At 61.6% G+C, this 16,379-nt stretch carries 22 protein-coding genes and 2 pseudogenes; 14 read left to right on the top strand and 10 right to left on the bottom strand.

The window, feature by feature from the left end:
- Positions 1-33: 33 nt before the first annotated feature.
- Positions 34-660, top strand: a complete 627-nt coding sequence (locus AB4136_RS29450; RefSeq protein WP_137901625.1) for an SHOCT domain-containing protein — start codon at positions 34-36, stop codon at positions 658-660.
- A 45-nt stretch (positions 661-705) separates the two neighbouring features.
- Here AB4136_RS29450 and AB4136_RS29445 read toward each other — a convergent pair whose 3' ends face one another.
- The gene (locus tag AB4136_RS29445) at positions 706-1,749 is read right to left on the bottom strand and encodes a LuxR C-terminal-related transcriptional regulator (protein ID WP_137901626.1); all 1,044 of its coding nucleotides are present in this window, start codon (positions 1,747-1,749) and stop codon (positions 706-708) included.
- Positions 1,750-1,962: 213 nt separating this feature from the next.
- Here AB4136_RS29445 and AB4136_RS29440 point away from each other — a divergent pair, with 213 nt between their 5' ends.
- Entirely contained in the window at positions 1,963-2,373 is a 411-nt protein-coding gene (locus AB4136_RS29440) for a hypothetical protein (RefSeq protein ID WP_137901627.1), read from the top strand.
- A 434-nt stretch (positions 2,374-2,807) separates the two neighbouring features.
- Here AB4136_RS29440 and AB4136_RS29435 read toward each other — a convergent pair whose 3' ends face one another.
- The gene (locus AB4136_RS29435) at positions 2,808-3,413 is read right to left on the bottom strand and encodes a TetR/AcrR family transcriptional regulator (protein ID WP_137901628.1); all 606 of its coding nucleotides are present in this window, start codon (positions 3,411-3,413) and stop codon (positions 2,808-2,810) included.
- A gap of 99 nt (positions 3,414-3,512) precedes the next feature.
- Between AB4136_RS29435 and AB4136_RS29430 the strand changes: the two genes are divergently transcribed.
- On the top strand, positions 3,513-4,262 hold the full coding sequence (locus tag AB4136_RS29430; protein ID WP_137901629.1) for an SDR family oxidoreductase: 750 nt from the start codon (positions 3,513-3,515) through the stop codon (positions 4,260-4,262).
- 48 nt (positions 4,263-4,310) lie between these two features.
- Here the strand turns inward: AB4136_RS29430 and hemE are convergent, their stop codons facing one another.
- The gene (gene hemE / locus AB4136_RS29425; protein ID WP_441932001.1) at positions 4,311-5,372 is read right to left on the bottom strand and encodes a uroporphyrinogen decarboxylase; all 1,062 of its coding nucleotides are present in this window, start codon (positions 5,370-5,372) and stop codon (positions 4,311-4,313) included.
- An 18-nt stretch (positions 5,373-5,390) separates the two neighbouring features.
- Positions 5,391-6,014 carry a TetR/AcrR family transcriptional regulator gene (locus tag AB4136_RS29420; protein WP_137901630.1) on the bottom strand — a complete coding sequence of 208 codons (624 nt, stop codon included), beginning with the start codon at positions 6,012-6,014 and terminating at the stop codon, positions 5,391-5,393.
- Between the two features lie 81 nt (positions 6,015-6,095).
- Between AB4136_RS29420 and AB4136_RS29415 the strand changes: the two genes are divergently transcribed.
- The 3 genes and pseudogenes from AB4136_RS29415 (at position 6,096) to AB4136_RS29405 (ending at position 7,875) form a co-directional block, all read left to right on the top strand.
- A complete protein-coding gene (locus AB4136_RS29415) occupies positions 6,096-6,551 on the top strand; it encodes an ester cyclase (RefSeq protein ID WP_137901631.1) in 456 nt (151 codons plus the stop codon).
- Positions 6,552-6,561: 10 nt separating this feature from the next.
- Positions 6,562-6,900: a DoxX family protein gene (locus AB4136_RS29410; protein WP_171021020.1), complete on the top strand. Its 339-nt coding sequence runs from the start codon at positions 6,562-6,564 to the stop codon at positions 6,898-6,900.
- Between the two features lie 89 nt (positions 6,901-6,989).
- Positions 6,990-7,875 (top strand): annotated as a pseudogene (locus tag AB4136_RS29405) (AraC family transcriptional regulator).
- Positions 7,876-8,217: 342 nt separating this feature from the next.
- Here AB4136_RS29405 and AB4136_RS29400 read toward each other — a convergent pair.
- Positions 8,218-8,724 (bottom strand): Hsp20/alpha crystallin family protein, encoded by a 507-nt coding sequence (locus AB4136_RS29400; protein WP_137901633.1) that lies wholly within the window; start codon positions 8,722-8,724, stop codon positions 8,218-8,220.
- Positions 8,725-8,820: 96 nt separating this feature from the next.
- Complete coding sequence (locus AB4136_RS29395) at positions 8,821-9,297, bottom strand: Hsp20 family protein (RefSeq protein ID WP_137901634.1); 477 nt, start codon at positions 9,295-9,297, stop codon at positions 8,821-8,823.
- Between the two features lie 241 nt (positions 9,298-9,538).
- Between AB4136_RS29395 and AB4136_RS29390 the strand changes: the two genes are divergently transcribed.
- Entirely contained in the window at positions 9,539-9,754 is a 216-nt protein-coding gene (locus AB4136_RS29390) for a hypothetical protein (RefSeq protein ID WP_137901693.1), read from the top strand.
- A gap of 142 nt (positions 9,755-9,896) precedes the next feature.
- Positions 9,897-10,226: a DUF982 domain-containing protein gene (locus AB4136_RS29385; RefSeq protein WP_441931998.1), complete on the top strand. Its 330-nt coding sequence runs from the start codon at positions 9,897-9,899 to the stop codon at positions 10,224-10,226.
- On the opposite strand, the gene AB4136_RS29380 is transcribed toward AB4136_RS29385, so the two are convergent.
- Positions 10,210-10,485 carry an usg protein gene (locus AB4136_RS29380; protein WP_137901635.1) on the bottom strand — a complete coding sequence of 92 codons (276 nt, stop codon included), beginning with the start codon at positions 10,483-10,485 and terminating at the stop codon, positions 10,210-10,212. The genes AB4136_RS29385 and AB4136_RS29380 overlap by 17 nt on opposite strands.
- Positions 10,486-10,506: 21 nt before the next feature.
- Entirely contained in the window at positions 10,507-10,851 is a 345-nt protein-coding gene (locus tag AB4136_RS29375) for a hypothetical protein (RefSeq protein WP_137901636.1), read from the bottom strand.
- Between the two features lie 338 nt (positions 10,852-11,189).
- Between AB4136_RS29375 and groES the strand changes: the two genes are divergently transcribed.
- Genes groES through AB4136_RS29350 form a run of 5 tightly spaced genes read left to right on the top strand, consistent with a single transcriptional unit; the run spans position 11,190 to position 14,167 of the window.
- The gene (gene groES / locus AB4136_RS29370; protein ID WP_137901637.1) at positions 11,190-11,504 is read left to right on the top strand and encodes a co-chaperone GroES; all 315 of its coding nucleotides are present in this window, start codon (positions 11,190-11,192) and stop codon (positions 11,502-11,504) included.
- A 58-nt stretch (positions 11,505-11,562) separates the two neighbouring features.
- Positions 11,563-13,194, top strand: coding sequence for a chaperonin GroEL (groL, locus tag AB4136_RS29365; protein ID WP_137901638.1), 1,632 nt, complete (start codon positions 11,563-11,565; stop codon positions 13,192-13,194).
- Between the two features lie 10 nt (positions 13,195-13,204).
- The gene (locus tag AB4136_RS29360) at positions 13,205-13,486 is read left to right on the top strand and encodes a hypothetical protein (RefSeq protein WP_441931996.1); all 282 of its coding nucleotides are present in this window, start codon (positions 13,205-13,207) and stop codon (positions 13,484-13,486) included.
- Complete coding sequence (locus AB4136_RS29355) at positions 13,483-13,881, top strand: helix-turn-helix domain-containing protein (RefSeq protein ID WP_137901639.1); 399 nt, start codon at positions 13,483-13,485, stop codon at positions 13,879-13,881. Before AB4136_RS29360 ends, AB4136_RS29355 begins: the two co-directional genes overlap by 4 nt.
- A complete protein-coding gene (locus AB4136_RS29350) occupies positions 13,862-14,167 on the top strand; it encodes a DUF982 domain-containing protein (RefSeq protein WP_137901640.1) in 306 nt (101 codons plus the stop codon). Before AB4136_RS29355 ends, AB4136_RS29350 begins: the two co-directional genes overlap by 20 nt.
- 58 nt (positions 14,168-14,225) lie before the next feature.
- On the opposite strand, the gene AB4136_RS29345 is transcribed toward AB4136_RS29350, so the two are convergent.
- Positions 14,226-14,924, bottom strand: a complete 699-nt coding sequence (locus AB4136_RS29345; RefSeq protein WP_441932010.1) for a sensor histidine kinase — start codon at positions 14,922-14,924, stop codon at positions 14,226-14,228.
- A 12-nt stretch (positions 14,925-14,936) separates the two neighbouring features.
- Positions 14,937-15,323: pseudogene (locus AB4136_RS29340) on the bottom strand (GAF domain-containing protein); the annotation flags it as partial.
- Between the two features lie 507 nt (positions 15,324-15,830).
- On the opposite strand from AB4136_RS29340, the gene AB4136_RS29335 reads away from it, so the two are divergent.
- Positions 15,831-16,313 carry an Hsp20 family protein gene (locus AB4136_RS29335; RefSeq protein WP_137901642.1) on the top strand — a complete coding sequence of 161 codons (483 nt, stop codon included), beginning with the start codon at positions 15,831-15,833 and terminating at the stop codon, positions 16,311-16,313.
- Positions 16,314-16,379 lie beyond the last annotated feature (66 nt).

Raw genomic sequence — 16,379 nt, 5'->3', positions numbered from 1 at the left:
TACTGCGGCGGCACGATAGCCGGCCATGGACCGATGATCGGCAAAGAATATCCCAACCCGAATCCGGTGAAAAAAGCGTCGTGGCTGCGCGCACTTCGGGCGCTTTCGCTGACGATGCGCTTGGTCATCAGCCTGTTTATGGGCACCATGATCGGGGTGGCCGGTGGTGCGCTCTATCCGCCGCTGACCCATATCGCCGCGCCAATAATCTGTAGAGGCAAGCTGGAAACGGTGTCGTCCTCATATTCCTACAAGCCGGGGCAGTTCGGCGTCACCCGCGAGCTCTTTTGCGTCGGCGACGACGGTTCGCGACAGCCGGTGACGGCGAGAGGCCTGTTCTTTTCCAGCTTCATCTACGCCACCGCGCTGTTCGCTTTGTGGCCGCTGCTCATGATGCCTTTCCGGTACGTGCTGTCACTGGGCGCGCGCAGGGTTGGCTCCTTTGCGCAAGACAAGCTGAGCGGATTGACCTTGTCGGAGACCACAACGTCCAGTTGGGCGTGGCCAGTAAAAGGAATCCGAATTAAAGTTCGTCAGCCGGCTCGCACCGCCGATACCATTGAGGACCGTATCCGTGAGCTTGCCCGGTTGAGAGACGTCGGCGCAATTACACGGGAGGATTACGAGGCCCGAAAGCGGGAAATACTCTCCGAACTATAGCAGACGCCGTTTACGCCCTTCAGGTTCTACACCCTGCGGTTCGCCTCAATGGATGGCCGAGAGGCATAATGCGACGAGTTGGGCCTGAGAGCCCGTGCCGGTCTTGCCGAAGATGCGGTTCAGGTGGCCACGGACGTTCCCGAGAGAAATTCCCAGCCTGGCCGCGATGTCCGCCGGTCCTTCTCCCGCCACCAGCAACGCCACGATGTCGGTTTCGCGTGGCGTCAATCCAAAGGCAGCACAGAGGCCCGTTATACCGGCCGGCGCCGGGCGATTTGGATCGCTCACGAACAGGATCGTCGCCGTCTTTCGGGGAACCGGGATCGCGCCGCCTTCCGGCGCAGGCATGCGCAGCGCCCGAACCGCCAGCGGCAATGCCGTTTCGCTGCGGACAAGCGTGATCGCGCCGGAACTCTCGTCGATGATCCGGGCGAGCCGGCGGCTCTCCATTCCGCCGCCGCCCCACAGCATCGCCGGCATGGTCAGCAGTTGTCCCGTCCGGGCGAAAATAGTCTCGGCGGCGCTGTTGGCGCGAAGGACACGCCGCTGCACATCGAGGAAGATCACGCCGGTCGAGAGATCGTCAAGGGCAGCTTCGAGCGTGGCGACCCGACCCTTCAGCAACTGCACATGCCGTTTCAGGTTCAGGGCCGATGTCAGTATCGGCAGCAGGTCCGTCAGGGTCGCCCGCTCACTATCCGAGAACGGCTTTTCTATCCGGCCTCGGCAGGCAGCGACAAAGCCGCCCGCCGTTGTGCGCGCAACGGCGGCGTGGCGCCCGCCCATCGGCCTGATCGCGCCTTCGAACACGGCCAGTTGACACAGGACCGGCAGCGGCACCACGTCATCCTGCAGGACCATCCTGCCCGCCGGCAGCAGGCGCGAGAGCACCGCCACGTCGGCGGGATAATCTGCCAAGGCCCAGATGTTCTCGTCGGCAACGCCGCTTCCCCAGGCAAGCGGCGTGACGAGCGCGTGGGGGTCATCCATTTCATGAGGGAGAACGGCGACGAGGTGGTCCGCCCGCACGGCCCGCGTAATGGCCGACAAACCCTCGTCCCAAGCCGTGCTGTCCAGCACGCCCTGCATGACAAGGTGCCCGATCCTGGAGATCGCAACGCCCATTGGCGTCTCCCCCTCCACACGCGCCGACACCGGCGGGCGACCACTATCGTATGATAGTGGTCCGCTATTGCGCGAAGCACAATAGTCTCCAGGTCGCCGAAGAGCGAAGGTGCGGGCGCCGTCAGAACAGATTTTGACAATCGTTTTTGGTCGGCCAGTTGATAGAAATGGATTCTGATGCGGCACCCCATTCTTGCTATGGCCATATTGACTCTTTTTGTCGCGAGCGCGGCCGGAGCGCAGACGCTCAAAGGTGAAGCCGCCCGGAAATCACCGCAGGCCGACGCCTTTCTCGCCTACGAGCACGCGCTCATCGAGGGAGGTCTCAAGGCCGCAATCCCTTACATGACTCCCGAGAAGCTTGCCGACCTGAAGGGCATGGCGGAAATGTTCGGAGAGGAAGGATTCAACGAGTTTCTCGCCCGCATGCGCGGTGGCGCTCAGGGCGAGGCACGGCGAAAGCAGATCATGAGCGTCGCGGTCGACGGCGACCACGCTTTGCTAGAGGCGCGCGATGATCCGAACACCGTCACCGAACAGCACCTGGACAGGGCCACGGACGGTTGGAAGGTCGGCTTGCGTCCCTGAACAAGCGCTACAATTCAACTGCCGGCACATGCAGGCCGGCCGAAATACGATCTCCCAAGCCTTCAAAGCCTTTGTAACCGCACCAAGAGCGTGAGTGTTCACGATCGGATAGGCCATCAGAAACGCCAACGGTATGCCGAACGGCGGCAATCCGCGGGGCATGCGTTGGAACCGGACAGGCCGGTAACGGCCCCCAAACGGCCAAATTGAATCCTTGGCGATCCAGAACACCTGGCTCGACGCGAAGGACCGCGATGGGGTGATGAAACAGAGCTACCCTCCTCATCGCCGACGCCGAGCGGCGCTTCCAGACCCGACCCAACCTCCCAGAACAAGCGTCCCAGGCCCGGCATTCGACTGGCCTCGGCCACGATGGCGCGAAAAACCGGACGATGCGACGGACTAAGCCATCCCGCCGCACACACGTCAATACTTCAATCCATCATCCAGGGAGAAATGAGATTCCTGGATTGGCCGGACAACTTTGCCAGACGCTCCTTGCCAAGGCCGTCGCGTGCGGCCTGTGCAAGCCCCTGGAGGATCGCGGCATAGAGGTCAGCCAGTTCCTGAACAGGCGTATCATGCCGAAGGCTGCCGCTGCGCACGTCCCTGGCCAAGCGTTCGGCTATCTGCTCCAAACGCTCCCGCCGGAGCTGTTTCAAGGATTCCTCCATTTCGGGGCTGTTCGGCGCATTGCTGGCAACTGAGTTCACGACGAAGCAGCCGCCTGGTGTGTCCGATCGTGTAAAAAGGTCGACCGCCGCTTCGAACATCGCATCCATCGCACTTGCCGTATCGGGCGCTTTGTTCAAAGCGTCAGGCAACGCGTTAGCGTAGAACGAGCCGTAGTGCCGCAACGCCTCCGCGAACAAGCGTTCCTTCGATCCGAACGCCGCATAGATGCTGGGAGAGTTGATCCCCATCGCCTCGACAAGATCAGTCATCGACGTCGCCTCGAAACCGTCTTGCCAGAACGCCATCAACGCCCGATCCAACGCTTGCGTGCGGTCAAAATTTCGCGGACGGCCTCGTTCAGCCATGCGTTTCTCTTTTTGTACTGATCGACATATATATGTCGCTCGACAGGGGCTGCGCAATTGCCTATTTGTGTGCCGATTAATACATAAATAGGCAGATCCATGTCCAACTTTGAGCTTTCCAGCAAGACAGCCCTTGTTACCGGTGCAGGTAGCGGTATCGGGCGCAGCATCGCCATGACTTTCGCCAAGGCAGGAATGAGGACGGTGGTGGCAGGCCGCAGGCTGTCGGAATTGGAAGATACCGCACGAATGATCCGTAAGGCGGGTGGCGATGCCCTCTGCGTTTCGGTCGATGTTACAGATGAGGCGTCGGTTGGCGCCTTGGTCGAGCGCATTGGATCGTTACACATCGCGGTGAACGCCGCAGGGATCGTACTAGGCGGCCCGGTCGATGACATGGACGCGGAAGCGTTCGCCCGTGTCTTTCAGGTCAACGTGACCGGTCTGTGGCTGTCGATGAAACATGAAATCCGCTCGATGAAGGCCACCGGCGGCGGAGCAATCGTCAATATCGGCTCGAATATCGGAGCACGGATCGTTCGTCCGACGCTAGGAGCCTACGCCGCCTCCAAGGCCGCTGTCAGCAGCCTGACGAGAACGGCGGCCTTGGAGGCCATCGCGCACAGCATCCGCATCAACTGCCTTTGCCCTGGGCCAGTAGATACGCCGCTGTCTATGCGCCCCGGCGAGGATCGCGCAGCGCGCGATGCACGTGTGGCCGCCACCAATCCTTCCAAGCGTGTGGCGACAACCGATGAGATAGCCACCGCCGCGCTTTGGCTGGCATCCGATTCTGCCTCCTATGTCGTCGGCCAGGATATTGTCATCGACGGCGGCGCCTCGGCTTGACGCAAAACTTAGGATATTCGCCACTGCATGAGGGAGGGTCGAGAGCTGCTACGAACGCCAGGCCCTTACTTGGCGAACCAGTGCTGCGACATGTTCGGGTTGTGTCGTCTTTAGAATACCGTGTCCGAGGTTGAAAATGAACGGCCCCTCGCTCGCATCACGAAGAATGCGTTCAGCGTCGGCAGCCAGCGCCTGCCCTCCGACAACCAACAATTGCGGATCGAGGTTACCTTGGATGCAGCGACCTAGCCTTCGCTGAATGGTCTCGGAGGCCCAGCCCAATGGGACGGTGCTATCGAGCCCAATGCAATTAGCATGGGTAGCCTGAGCATACCCCTGGTATAAGAGGCCTGCGGCTCGGGGGAAAGCGATGACAGGTATATGAGGGTGTTTCTGTCGAAGCGTCTCAATAATATTAGCGACAGGTTGAACACACCAGCGCCGGAAGAACGGCTCTGGCAATATCCCGGCCCAACTCTCGAATATTTGTATTGCTTCGGCTCCGGATTCGATTTGCCGCTCCAAGAACTGGGTTGTCGCAATGGTCAGCATGTCAATGAGCGGTTGAAATCCATTTGGATCGCTCAGCGCCCATTGCTTGATGATCGCATGATCGGACTCGCCTCCACCCCGACCTTCGACCATGTATGTGGCCACCGTCCACGGTGCACCAGCGTAGCCGATGAGAGCGACTTCTGAGGGAAGGCACGCCGACAGCAGCCGAACCGTCTCGTAGACTGGGGCCAACTCCTCATGGAGACGCGATAGGCTCAGGTGCTGTTGGATGTCGTCGGTGGAACGGATTGGCGGGCTTAGGACAGGACCGTCGCCTTCGCGATACTCTAGAGTCTGCCCAAGTGCCGCCGCGAGTTGCGGGAGATCGGCGAACAGGATTGCAGCGTCAAGTTGAAAGCGCCGGAGCGGCTGGAGCGTGACCTCCGCGGCATATTGAGGCGAGTTACACAAGCTCAGCATGCCTCCGGCGGCGTCCCGCGTGACATGGTATTCCGGCAAGTAACGGCCTGCCTGACGCATTAGCCAGATGGGAGGTCGTTCAGTCCGCTCTCCTGCCAACGCTCGCAGGACCAGCTTTTTTGAAGAAGGCATCATAAGGCTCTCTCGCTATGCTTAGTCTTCTGCTGGACAGACGGGGTGGTGCGACGTCACTTCCAGGAGCGCCAGCGCGGCATCGATCTGATGCCCGAAGACCTCGGGTTTGGGCGACCCCGTTCCCAGGACCAACTCTTGGTACCCGTCGCCCAGCGCCAGTTGGACGAGCTGCTCTGCGACGACAGGCGCCGTTTCGGCATCGTGCTCTTCGGCCCATAGCTGTGCGATTGCGACCCGGACTTGACGCGGTCCGGCCTCCCAGAACAAGCGTCCGAGGTCAGGCATTCGATCTGCCTCGGCAACGATGGCGCGGTAAAGCCGGATGCTGTCCGGACTTGTGACGCCGGTCACGAACGCCAGCAACAGTTCGCGAAGCCGCTGTGCGGCCGGCAACGGCCTTGTCGGCGGCCGGACGACTTCTGGCGCGCACATCGCCTCGACCAGCGCTTCGACCAGTGCCTCCTTCGACCGGAAGTGGCGGTAGATGGTCTGCTTGCCCACGCCGGCTTCGGCGGCAACCGCGTCCATCGAACCCAGCGCGAACCCCTCGCGCATGAACACAACGCGCGCGCCTTCGAGGATCGCCGCGCGCTTGGCTGGATCGAGAACGCGTCCGGGGCGGGGCAAGGCAGAGTTGGTCATCAGTGGTCCTTTACGAGACTGATCAGTCTCACTATATACCATTACGAGACCAATTAGTCTCGTTTAACGTAGGAGACTTCAATGTCAACCGATCCCGTAGCCCTCGGCTACCTCTTCGCCGAGATCGTATCCGGTCACGACGTGTCGCGCTTCGATGAGATCGTCGCGCCCAACTATGTGAACCACAACGCCTTCGCCGAACCCGGCCCCGAGGGCGTCAAGAAGGTCTTCGGCGCGATCGTCGCGGGCGTGCCCGACCTGAAGGTGTACGCCGAAGACGTCTTCGTCTCGGCGGATGGCTCGCGCCTTGTCGGTCGCTACCGCTATGAGGGAACGCACACGGGCGACTTCCTTGGCTATCCCGCGACAGGCAACTCCTTCGCCATGCGCTCGATCGACATCTGGCGCGTGGAGGACGGACGCTTCGTCGAGCATTGGGACGAACTCAACACGCTCGACATCTTCACCCAGATCGGTGCCCTCGCACCGCTCGGCCAGCCGGGTACGCATGGCGGACCCCGGCAGCCAACAGCGTGAGGGCCATCCTATGCCAGTAGTCAAACTCTTCGCGGTCGGGCTTCCGATTGCGCTCGGCGTCGTGATGATCGGGGCCGGCATCGTCAATTTCGTCGGTCCTCGGTCAGTGCTCGAGTCCTTTGTGCGCTGGGGTTATCCAGCCGGTTTTCATCGGGTGACAGGCGGGCTCGAGATCATTGCGGGATTGCTGCTGTTGGTGCCGGCTACATGGTGGGCCGGCGCGATAGGCAGTAGCGTGATCCTGCTGGCCGCGGCGGCGACGCTGATCCGCTGTCGTGAATGGAGCCATCTGCCGGGTGCCGTCGTTCTGATGGCAGCGGCGGTAGGGACGCTGGCGATCCATGGTTAGAACCATGCGTGATCTGCCGAAACCGCAAGATCGGTCGAGCGCGTCACGGCCCTGAACCTCTAGATGGAGCCGCCACGGAGAACGAAACGATGAAGGCGGCGCTTCAGACCTATCATGCCCGGATGCAGCGGGTGCTGGATCATATCGACCGGCATCGACGGCGATCTGGATCTGGAAACGCTGAGCCGGGTCGCCGCCTTCTCGAAGTTTCATTTCCACCGGCAGTTTGCGGCAACGTTCGGGTTGTCCGTCCATCGCTATGTCCAACTCGCCCGTATGCGGCGCGCGTCGCGCCAATTGGCCTGGAACGACGCCGAAAGCGTCACGGACATAGCGATGGATGCCGGTTACGATGCTCCCGATGCCTTCGCCCGCGCCTTTCAGCAACGGTTCGGGCAGTCGCCTTCGTCGTTCCGGAAGTCGCCCGACTGGGCGCCGTGGCTTGCCGCCTTCGGGCCTCTGGACAACGCAAGGAACAAGCTCATGCAGATCATCTTCACTGACGACGACGTGACCATCCGCGACATGCCCCCGACGCCGGTGGCGATCATGGAGCATCGGGGCGACAGGGCAACGCTCGGCGCGACCATCGAGCGGTTCAAGACCTGGTGCAAGGCAACGGACCTGTCGCCCGAGACAGGCCGCTCCAGCTTCATGGTCTTTCGATCCGAAAGGTGTCCCGCGAACCCGGCCGACTACAGCATGGACCTGTGCGTCGGCACCGACCAGCCGGTCGAGGCGAACGACGAGGGGATGAAGGCCGGCGTGATCCCCGGCGGGCGCTGTGCGGTGCTGTGCTATCCCGGCAACACCAACAATCTCGAACCCGCCGCACTCTACCTCTATCGTGACTGGCTGCCGGACAGCGGCGAGGAAGCGCGTGACTTCCCGATCTATTGTCAGCGCCGGCTCGCTCTCATCCCGGAGGTGCCCGCACATGAGGTGGTCGTGGAATTGTTCCTGCCGCTCAAATAGCGCCCGCGAAGAACGGCTTCTGTCCCGCGTGGCCGATGCAGCCACGCGGGACAGAACTGGCGGTCTCTATGTCAGCCGAACGGACATACCGCCGTCCGCGATCATCGGGCTGCTGATCACGAAGCTCGCACGCTCGGAAAGCAGGACGAGGGCCGCCTGCGCAATCTCTTCGGCTTTGGCCACACTAGAATCTGCAGAGCGGATTGCTTTTGCTTCGCTGAAGCGTTCGCTCTCAATGTGCTAGCGCGCCAGTCATGACTCCCGTCTGACCCGCTCATCCTTCCCTCTTTGGCGAAGGATGCTGCCGGCGGCGACAAATCCGCCGCCGGCGCCTGCCATGCGTCAGTTCTTGATGGCAATACGCTTGACCTGCGACTGCGCCTTCTCGGTCTTCGGCAAGGTCACCGTCAGCACGCCGTTCTTGAAGCGCGCGTCGACCTCGTCTTCCTTGAGCTCGAACCCAACCGGGATGCGGCGTTCGAAGCGGCCGTAATAGCGTTCGGAGAACTGTCTGTCCCTGTCCTCCGTCTCGGAGCGCTTCTCGCCCTTCAGCGTCAGCACGCCGTCGTCGAGCAGGACCTCGATGTCCTTTTCCTCAAGGCCGGGCACCTCGGCCGACACCCTGATCTCCTTTTCGCTGTTGGAGATCTCGACGCTCGGCCAGCCGCCGCTGAAAGCGGAAACGCCGAAAGCGGGAAGGCTCGATCCGAAGCCACGGAAAACGTCATCGAACAGGCGGTTCACCTCGCGATGCAGCGACAGGAACGGATCGCGCTCACCTTCGCGGAAGACGCTCGGAACCTGGTTGCCATCGTTCCGGCTCCAAGGAATCAGATCACGGACACTCATTGTTCTTCTCCTTTCGTTCGTTCGATTGGCAATGCTTTCCCGCTGGCGCCGGGCATGTTGCCCGACGCCTTACGAGAAGGGCGCTGGTGAATGGCCTCAGGCGGCCTGCTTCTCGGCCTCGATCTTCTTCGTCGCGACCTTCGGCGTCGCCTGCTCGGCTGCGATCTCGATCCGGCGCGGTTTCATCTCCTCGGGAATCTCGCGCTTGAGATCGATCGTCAGCAGGCCGTTGACGAGACTGGCGTTCACGACCTTGACATGGTCAGCCAGTTCGAAACGGCGCTGGAAGGCGCGGCCGGCGATGCCGCGATGCAGATATTCGCCCTTGTCCTCGTCAGCCTTCTGGCCGTTCACCATGAGCATGTTCCGCTCCTGGGTGATGTCCAGCTCGTCCTGGCCGAAGCCGGCCACCGCCATGGTGATGCGGTAGTCGTTCTCGCCTGTCTTGGCGATGTCATAGGGCGGCCAGTTGTCCACGGTGTCGATGCGGCTCGCGGTTTCGAGAGCGTTCAACATTCGATCGAAGCCGACGCTCGACCGGAACAGGGGAGTGAAGTCGAATGTGGTTCTCATAGCTACATCCTCCAACTGAGCAACATAGATACGAGGAGCGCCAAGGCAGCGGCGCTCCTTGACCTTTCGCCGGCCTCTTCAGGCGCCGGCAAAAAGCGATTTGGGAATTCGGTTTCCGGACGTCATGACCAGAATCGCCTTCGTCGTGCCGACGGGCGGAACGCCTTTGTCCGGTGCGCATTATGGCATCGCCAATTCGCGCCTCCGAAGGGTTGACGGATTGATATGGAAAGGACTGGCCATGGCGATCACACGGGAAGAGATCGTGTCGGTTCTCGGGCCGACGGACGAAACGCTGATCGCCGAACTCATGGCGACCGGCGCCTCCTTCGAGGAACTGCGCGAAGCCTGGGCGTGGCTCAACGGCGACGAGGCGCTGATGGGTGAAGGACGACCGCTGCCGGGAACGCGCGTCGCGGAACTGATCGATCTTCTGGATGTCGATGAAGAAGATTGATGTTTTTCAGCCTGATGATCGGATAGCCACTCCGCATGGATCCGGATGCGCGCCGACTTGACGCCGGTCGGATCGCCAGCCATCTCGATGATCGGCGTGAGGATAATGCCCGCGATTGCTTGCTCGCAAAAGACGTTAAAGAATGGAGGAAGTGATGAACGACGTTCGGTTTCCCGGTCCTGTTACGCTCGAGTTTTCCACCGGGTCGCGCAATGTCACCAGCAGTTTTGAGGCGCTGGAATGCCTGGACCAACAATGGCCCGACTGGGCGCGCGGACGGAGTTGGCGTGCTGCTCTGCGCGCCTGCCGCGACGCGCTGGACGGATGGCGCAGCGCGCGCGACGCGCGCAAGGCGTTCCTCAAGGCGGCCAAGCGCGCCGGATTGGTGCCGTCGGGTCGGCAGCCCGCTCACGCCAAGGCATCGGTGATCAATGTCCTGCGGCCCGAGACGAGTTTCAGTGGATGGCAATAATGCCGTCGACGGCGCGCCATTCGGAAGGTTCGATAAGGCGGTGGTGGGCGACGCGCACCGAGTGCAGCGCGCCCTCCAGTTCGCGCTCCCAGTATCCAAGAAAGCCCTTCAGTTCCGGAAACTCCGGCGCAAGGTCATAGTCCTGCCAGACATAGAGCTGGAGCAGGCTGGGATGGTCGGGCAGATGATAGTGGATTTCGGCCGTGGTCAGGCCGTACCCTTCCATCTGCAGGCGAAATTCCCTGCTTACCGTCTTCATGGGTCTCCTTTCCCCGCGGCTTCAGGCATCGAGCCTATCGAAATCACGACGCAATTCGCCGGACGTCATCGTGCGCGCTGACACGTCGTGGTCGAGCTTGCACAAGGCGTCCATGATCTGGTCGAAGGAGATCGGCCGCTCCGCTCCCGGCGGCTGGCGCAGCGCCGGCATGGAGTCTATGGCGCACGCGTCCGACGCCCAGGAGGAGAGGATCGCACGCTTTTCCTTCAGGTCGAGCGTCTTGTCTGTCAGCACCTCGTCGGGGTGCTTGAAATGCCTGGCTGGCGCAAGCAGACGGTCGAGCGCAAGATCTGATGTTTCGGGTACAAGAGAAGGGATGATCGGCGTGGGGTTCTGGCGGTTCATCTCGGTCCTCCGTCTTTCCAAAAAGCTCCTTTGTCAGGTTCCGGTTTCACAGCCTCGCCAATGGCGAAGGCTCGAATAATTTTGTTCGATCGTTCGGAAAGTTCAAGCGGGAAAATTCCTCTGCGAGGCGGAATAACGACGCGATAACAGCCCGTTGGCACTCTCATAGGGTGAGTGCTAAGATTTTTGCATTTCCCTCTTGAAACCGGGAAATGCCCAAACCAGATCGTATGCGCGCGCGATACCTGACGAAAGGATCGCCGCGCCTCGCATCGGTCCGATATTGCCGGTTCGGTGTGGAGGAACCTCAAAATCTGTTTGTCCAGAAGGAGAACGACATGACGTTCCGTCCATTGCATGACCGTATCCTGGTTCGCCGCATCGAGGCCGACGAAAAGACGGCCGGCGGCATCATCATCCCCGACACCGCGAAGGAAAAGCCGCAGGAAGGCGAGGTCATTGCCGTCGGTCCCGGTGCGCGCGACGAGGCGGGCAAGCTCGTCGAACTCGACGTCAAGGCCGGCGACCGCATCCTGTTCGGCAAATGGTCCGGCACCGAGATCAAGCTGGACGGCGAGGATCTGCTCATCATGAAGGAAAGCGACGTGATGGGCGTGATCGAGAACACGGCCACGTTGAAGAAGGCCGCCTGACGGCTCTTCGAACAATTAACCAGTCAATGAAGCTGCCTGGAATGAAAGGAGTGATCCAATGGCTGCGAAAGAGGTAAAGTTCCACGCAGAAGCCCGTGAGAAGATGCTGCGTGGTGTCGACATTCTTGCCAATGCGGTGAAGGTGACGCTTGGCCCGAAAGGCCGCAACGTTGTCATCGACAAGTCGTTCGGCGCACCGCGCATCACCAAGGACGGCGTAAGCGTCGCCAAGGAGATCGAACTCGAGGACAAGTTCGAGAACATGGGTGCCCAGATGGTCCGCGAAGTCGCGTCCAAGGCCAGCGATAATGCTGGCGACGGCACGACGACTGCGACCGTTCTCGCTCAGGCGATCGTCAGGGAAGGGGCCAAGGCCGTGGCGTCGGGCATGAACCCGATGGACCTGAAGCGCGGCATCGACAAGGCGGTGGACGCCGTCGTTGCCGAGCTGAAGGCCAATGCCCGGAAGGTCACCAGGAACGACGAGATCGCCCAGGTCGGCACCATCTCGGCCAATGGCGACGCGGAGATCGGCCGCTTCCTCGCCGAGGCGATGCAGAAGGTCGGCAACGAGGGTGTCATCACCGTCGAGGAAGCCAAGACGGCCGAGACCGAGCTGGAAGTTGTCGAAGGCATGCAGTTCGACCGCGGCTATCTCTCCCCCTACTTCATCACCAACCAGGACAAGATGCGCGTCGAGCTCGAAGAGCCCTATGTGCTCATCCACGAGAAGAAGCTCTCCAACCTGCAGGCCATGCTGCCGGTGCTGGAAGCGGTCGTGCAGTCGTCCAAGCCGCTCCTCATCATCGCCGAGGACGTCGAAGGCGAGGCTCTGGCCACGCTCGTCGTCAACAAGCTGCGCGGTGGCCTCAAGGTCGCGGCCGTCAAGGCTCCGGGCTTCGGCGACCGCCGCAAGGCCATGCTCGAGGATATCGCTATCCTCACCGGCGGCACAGCCATAAGTGAGGATCTCGGCATCAAGCTGGAGAACGTGACCTTGCAGATGCTCGGCCGCGCCAAGAAGGTGGTGATCGAGAAGGAGAACACCACCATCGTCGACGGCGCCGGACGCAAGGAAGAAATCCAGGGCCGTGTCACGCAGATCAAGGCCCAGATCGAGGAAACCACCTCCGATTATGACCGCGAGAAGTTGCAGGAGCGGCTGGCGAAGCTCGCCGGCGGCGTCGCGGTGATCCGCGTCGGCGGCTCGACCGAGGTCGAGGTGAAGGAGCGTAAGGACCGCGTCGACGACGCGCTGCATGCGACCCGCGCCGCTGTCGAGGAAGGCGTTCTGCCGGGCGGGGGTGTCGCTCTGCTGAGGGCCGCCAAAGCGCTCGACAACATCGCCGTCGACAATGCCGATCAGAAGACGGGCGTCGAGATCGTCCGCCGCGCCATCGAGGCGCCGGTGCGGCAGATCGCCGAGAACGCCGGCGCGGAAGGCTCGATCATCGTCGGCAAGCTGCGCGAGAAGGGTGAGTTCGGCTGGGGCTGGAACGCCCAGACCAACGAGTTCGGCGATCTCTACAAGCAGGGTGTCATCGATCCGGCGAAGGTCGTGCGCACGGCCGTCCAGGGTGCTGCCTCGGTCGCCGGCCTGCTGGTGACCACGGAGGCGATGGTGGCCGAGAAACCGAAGAAGGAAGCGCCTGTCCCGGCCATGCCGGGCGGCGGCGGAATGGACTTCTGACGAAACGAGCATGGTCGTGCCCGCCTCGCGGGCGGGCGCGGCCTCATCCATTTTCAACCGCCAACAGGGTTTTGCCATGAATATGATGAGCAGCGTCGCCCGGATCGCGCCGCCGACGCATTCCAAAACCGAGTTTGCCTACGAGACCGAGTGCAAGGAGGTGCTTGCGCCGCAGCTCGCAGCACTTCTCCAAGAGGCTGAAGCCGCCGGCTGGGATCGTCGCAAGGCCGCCTACACAATCATGTTCCTGGCGGCTCGGCAGCTGTCAGACAAGAAGGAGGAACTGTCGTGATCGGGTCGCGCCTGCGCGAATGTCTGAAGGTCCTGAGATGGGACGAGTCGGATCTTGCCGACCAGCTCGGCTACACGGAGAACGAAATCGCGTCCTGGCTTGACGGCAGGGCGGCGGTGCCTCTTGTCGTCGGCGCCTGGCTGGAGGCGCTGGTGAAGGCGTACAGGGCGCTGCCATTGCCGCGCCAGGAACAGTCCGCATCCACGTCAGACGCACCCATCAAGCTGCCGTCGAATGTCGAGAGCGTCATGCGGGCAAACAGACATCCGCTGAACGGAACAACCGCGCAATTGCCGTATTCGCACCGAGCTGCGGCCGGTTCCGTTGGGGGCCGGAGCGGCGCGGTCGTCGCTCTATCAAGGGGAGGTCTGAACCATGCGTCACGGTCGCTTTGACGACCCTGTCACTATCCTCGTCGGCATGGGTTTCCCGGTGACGATCGAGACTGTGATGGAGGCATATGCCCTACTTCAGGACTGGCCCGCACCGCACCGCGGCGGCGCCCATATCGCCGCGCTCAATGCTTGTAAGGCTGGTATCGTCGGCGAGGTCGACCCGGAAACAGTGCGCGCAACCCTCGTTGCCTTCGCTCGCCGCAACGACATTCTTGTTGAGACTACCAGCCCATGTTCAAACGAGGCTGGTGCAGAGCTCACCCAGATCTCGGTGATGAGCCATTGAAGGGTACCGGCTCGAAAGCTCGATCGACGGAGATTGTACCGAACCTGAACCACGAGAGTCAGACACCGCTATTCTGCGTGGGTGCGAAGCGCACCGAAATTCTTGTTCCGGTCTGCGCCGCCTGCGATTTGAGGGTTCCGTTGATCTGCCTGATCAGGCTTGCGATGACACGCAGCCCGAAACTCTTGCGCGGTGCATGGATATCGAAATCCGCAGGCAACCCCTTGCCGAAATCGGTGACACTGAGCGCGATCTCGCTATCGCCGCGCTTTAGCGCGACCTCGATGATCCCATCCTGCTCCGGCTCGTAGGCGTATTTCAGCGCGTTGGTGACAAGCTCGTTGACGATCAGCCCGACGGGAATGGCGTAGTCGGTGTTCACCTGCGCCGTGTCGGCGTCGCACCGGATTTCTACGGCGCCTACCGTCTGGTCGAGATCGTTACAGAGTTCGCGCACGAACGCGCCAAGATCGATTTCGTCCACCTTCTCGCCCCGCCAGAGATGGTCGTGGACCTTGGCGATTGTTGCGACCCTGTGTTCGGCGTCGCCGAGAAGCGCCTTGGCTGCGTCATCCGGCAGGTGCCCGGCGCTCAGACGTAAAAGGCTGCCCACCACGGCAAGGCTGTTTTTGACCCGGTGGCTCATTTCGCGCGTCAGCAGCGCTTGTCGTTCGAGCGAGGCCTGGAGTTTCAAATCGCCGCGATGCCGTTCGATCGCGGCGCCCAGAATTCCCGCGAAGCCGGTCAGAAACGTCACGTCGGCTTCGTCGAATTTTCCCGGATTGGCGCTGTCGACCTCGAGAACGCCGAAGGGCCCGTGATCGCGACCACCCAGGTCGATCAAAACGTTTACGGCTCGTCTGATGCCGTGGTCGGCAAGAAGCTTCGGGGTGCGGAACCGGGTCTCCGCCAGGAGATGGTTGGACAGAACTGGCTCGCGCGTATGGAAAGCGAACCCGGAGGGCGACTCGAGGTCCGCTCCGAGAGTGACGTGCCCGATCTCGCCTTCGGACCAGCCGACGCCGGCGCGCAACAGCAGGCAATTGCGGCTCTCGATATATTCCAACACCTTGCAATAGGGGGCCTCGAGACCTTGCGCGCACAGTTCGGTCGCACGCTGAAGAAGCGAGCCAAGATCTTCGACGCGCAAAGCCATCCGCCCGAACTCGGAAAGCAGCTGCTGCTGCTTCAACCGGTAAGGAAGTTCATCTCTGCGCGGTGATGCGGGCGACTCTTCAACGATCACTACCAACACCCTTGGAGCACGTCCTCGAAAGATTTTGCGAATGCAAGGAAGGCTTCGATTTGCTCGCCCGACTTACGTGCGAGGCCGGATGCGACCTTGCAGCGGCTTCAACATAGGATGTTTCGGCCGGGCGCGCAAAAAGGGCAACGGTTGCCGAGATATCGATACCGCCCCGGCGGCGAGACCCGAGATGCGCTCACGAATGGCTGCAACGGTCTTATCAGTGACACTACGACGCGAAAATTCGCCTGCTCTGGCGGGGAGGAAACATCCCGCGGAAAAAATCTTGCTGGTCCCTCTTGAACGATTTTTTGGGTGTCCCCAAATCGATTTCCGTCGGGGCTACGGCCCGACGAATTGGCGTCACAGAGACGCTGTGACGCTGCTTACCCATGTTGCTTTACGGAGGATATGGCTATGAGAAGCGACTATAATCCCCTCTACCGCTCGACGGTCGGCTTCGACCGTCTCTTCGACATGCTCGAAAACGGCGTGCGTTCGGACTGGCCGCCCTACAACATCGAGAAGACCGGCGAAAACGACTACCGCATTACCATGGCAATCGCCGGCTACAGCCCGGAAGAAGTCGAGCTGACCCAGCACGGCCCCGAGCTGATTGTGACCGGGCAGAAAAAGCCCGAAGAGGGCGACCGGCAGATTCTCCACCGGGGATTGGCGATCGGCAATTTCCGGCAGGCCTTCAAGCTGGCCGACCACGTCAAGGTCGCGCGTGCCACCTTGGAGAAGGGCCTCCTTTCGGTCGACCTCGTGCGCGAGATTCCCGAGGAGCTCAAGCCGCGGCGGATCACAATCGGATCGGCCGAAAGCGCCGCGCCGGCAAAGGACGTTGCGAAGAGGAAGATCAGCCAGGACACGGAACCGCGGCGCCAGGCTGCCTGAGTTCCGAGGTCCTCAAAACTGCGATTTGCCTCCCCGTCTTTTCGGGAGGCACGGATTGCGGAGAAA

The sequence above is a fragment of the Mesorhizobium sp. 2RAF21 genome (assembly GCF_052115345.1).
Classification (GTDB): Bacteria; Pseudomonadota; Alphaproteobacteria; order Rhizobiales; family Rhizobiaceae; genus Mesorhizobium; species Mesorhizobium terrae.
The sequence above is the reverse complement of the archived record's forward strand: the minus strand, read 5'-3'. Positions and strand labels throughout refer to the sequence as shown.

Excerpts from the sequence above, each read along its gene's own strand:
- AB4136_RS29385 (WP_441931998.1), top strand. The coding sequence starts at position 9,897 with ATGGAGGAAGTGATGAACGACGTTCGGTTTCCCGGTCCTGTTACGCTC.
- AB4136_RS29390 (WP_137901693.1), top strand. The coding sequence starts at position 9,539 with ATGGCGATCACACGGGAAGAGATCGTGTCGGTTCTCGGGCCGACGGAC.
- hemE (WP_441932001.1), bottom strand. The coding sequence starts at position 5,372 with ATGATGCCTTCTTCAAAAAAGCTGGTCCTGCGAGCGTTGGCAGGAGAG.
- AB4136_RS29380 (WP_137901635.1), bottom strand. The coding sequence starts at position 10,485 with ATGAAGACGGTAAGCAGGGAATTTCGCCTGCAGATGGAAGGGTACGGC.
- AB4136_RS29440 (WP_137901627.1), top strand. The coding sequence starts at position 1,963 with ATGCGGCACCCCATTCTTGCTATGGCCATATTGACTCTTTTTGTCGCG.
- AB4136_RS29375 (WP_137901636.1), bottom strand. The coding sequence starts at position 10,851 with ATGAACCGCCAGAACCCCACGCCGATCATCCCTTCTCTTGTACCCGAA.
- AB4136_RS29395 (WP_137901634.1), bottom strand. The coding sequence starts at position 9,297 with ATGAGAACCACATTCGACTTCACTCCCCTGTTCCGGTCGAGCGTCGGC.
- AB4136_RS29410 (WP_171021020.1), top strand. The coding sequence starts at position 6,562 with ATGCCAGTAGTCAAACTCTTCGCGGTCGGGCTTCCGATTGCGCTCGGC.
- AB4136_RS29415 (WP_137901631.1), top strand. The coding sequence starts at position 6,096 with ATGTCAACCGATCCCGTAGCCCTCGGCTACCTCTTCGCCGAGATCGTA.
- AB4136_RS29350 (WP_137901640.1), top strand. The coding sequence starts at position 13,862 with ATGCGTCACGGTCGCTTTGACGACCCTGTCACTATCCTCGTCGGCATG.
- AB4136_RS29420 (WP_137901630.1), bottom strand. The coding sequence starts at position 6,014 with ATGACCAACTCTGCCTTGCCCCGCCCCGGACGCGTTCTCGATCCAGCC.
- AB4136_RS29445 (WP_137901626.1), bottom strand. The coding sequence starts at position 1,749 with ATGCAGGGCGTGCTGGACAGCACGGCTTGGGACGAGGGTTTGTCGGCC.
- AB4136_RS29400 (WP_137901633.1), bottom strand. The coding sequence starts at position 8,724 with ATGAGTGTCCGTGATCTGATTCCTTGGAGCCGGAACGATGGCAACCAG.
- AB4136_RS29360 (WP_441931996.1), top strand. The coding sequence starts at position 13,205 with ATGGTCGTGCCCGCCTCGCGGGCGGGCGCGGCCTCATCCATTTTCAAC.
- AB4136_RS29335 (WP_137901642.1), top strand. The coding sequence starts at position 15,831 with ATGAGAAGCGACTATAATCCCCTCTACCGCTCGACGGTCGGCTTCGAC.
- groL (WP_137901638.1), top strand. The coding sequence starts at position 11,563 with ATGGCTGCGAAAGAGGTAAAGTTCCACGCAGAAGCCCGTGAGAAGATG.
- groES (WP_137901637.1), top strand. The coding sequence starts at position 11,190 with ATGACGTTCCGTCCATTGCATGACCGTATCCTGGTTCGCCGCATCGAG.
- AB4136_RS29435 (WP_137901628.1), bottom strand. The coding sequence starts at position 3,413 with ATGGCTGAACGAGGCCGTCCGCGAAATTTTGACCGCACGCAAGCGTTG.
- AB4136_RS29430 (WP_137901629.1), top strand. The coding sequence starts at position 3,513 with ATGTCCAACTTTGAGCTTTCCAGCAAGACAGCCCTTGTTACCGGTGCA.
- AB4136_RS29450 (WP_137901625.1), top strand. The coding sequence starts at position 34 with ATGATCGGCAAAGAATATCCCAACCCGAATCCGGTGAAAAAAGCGTCG.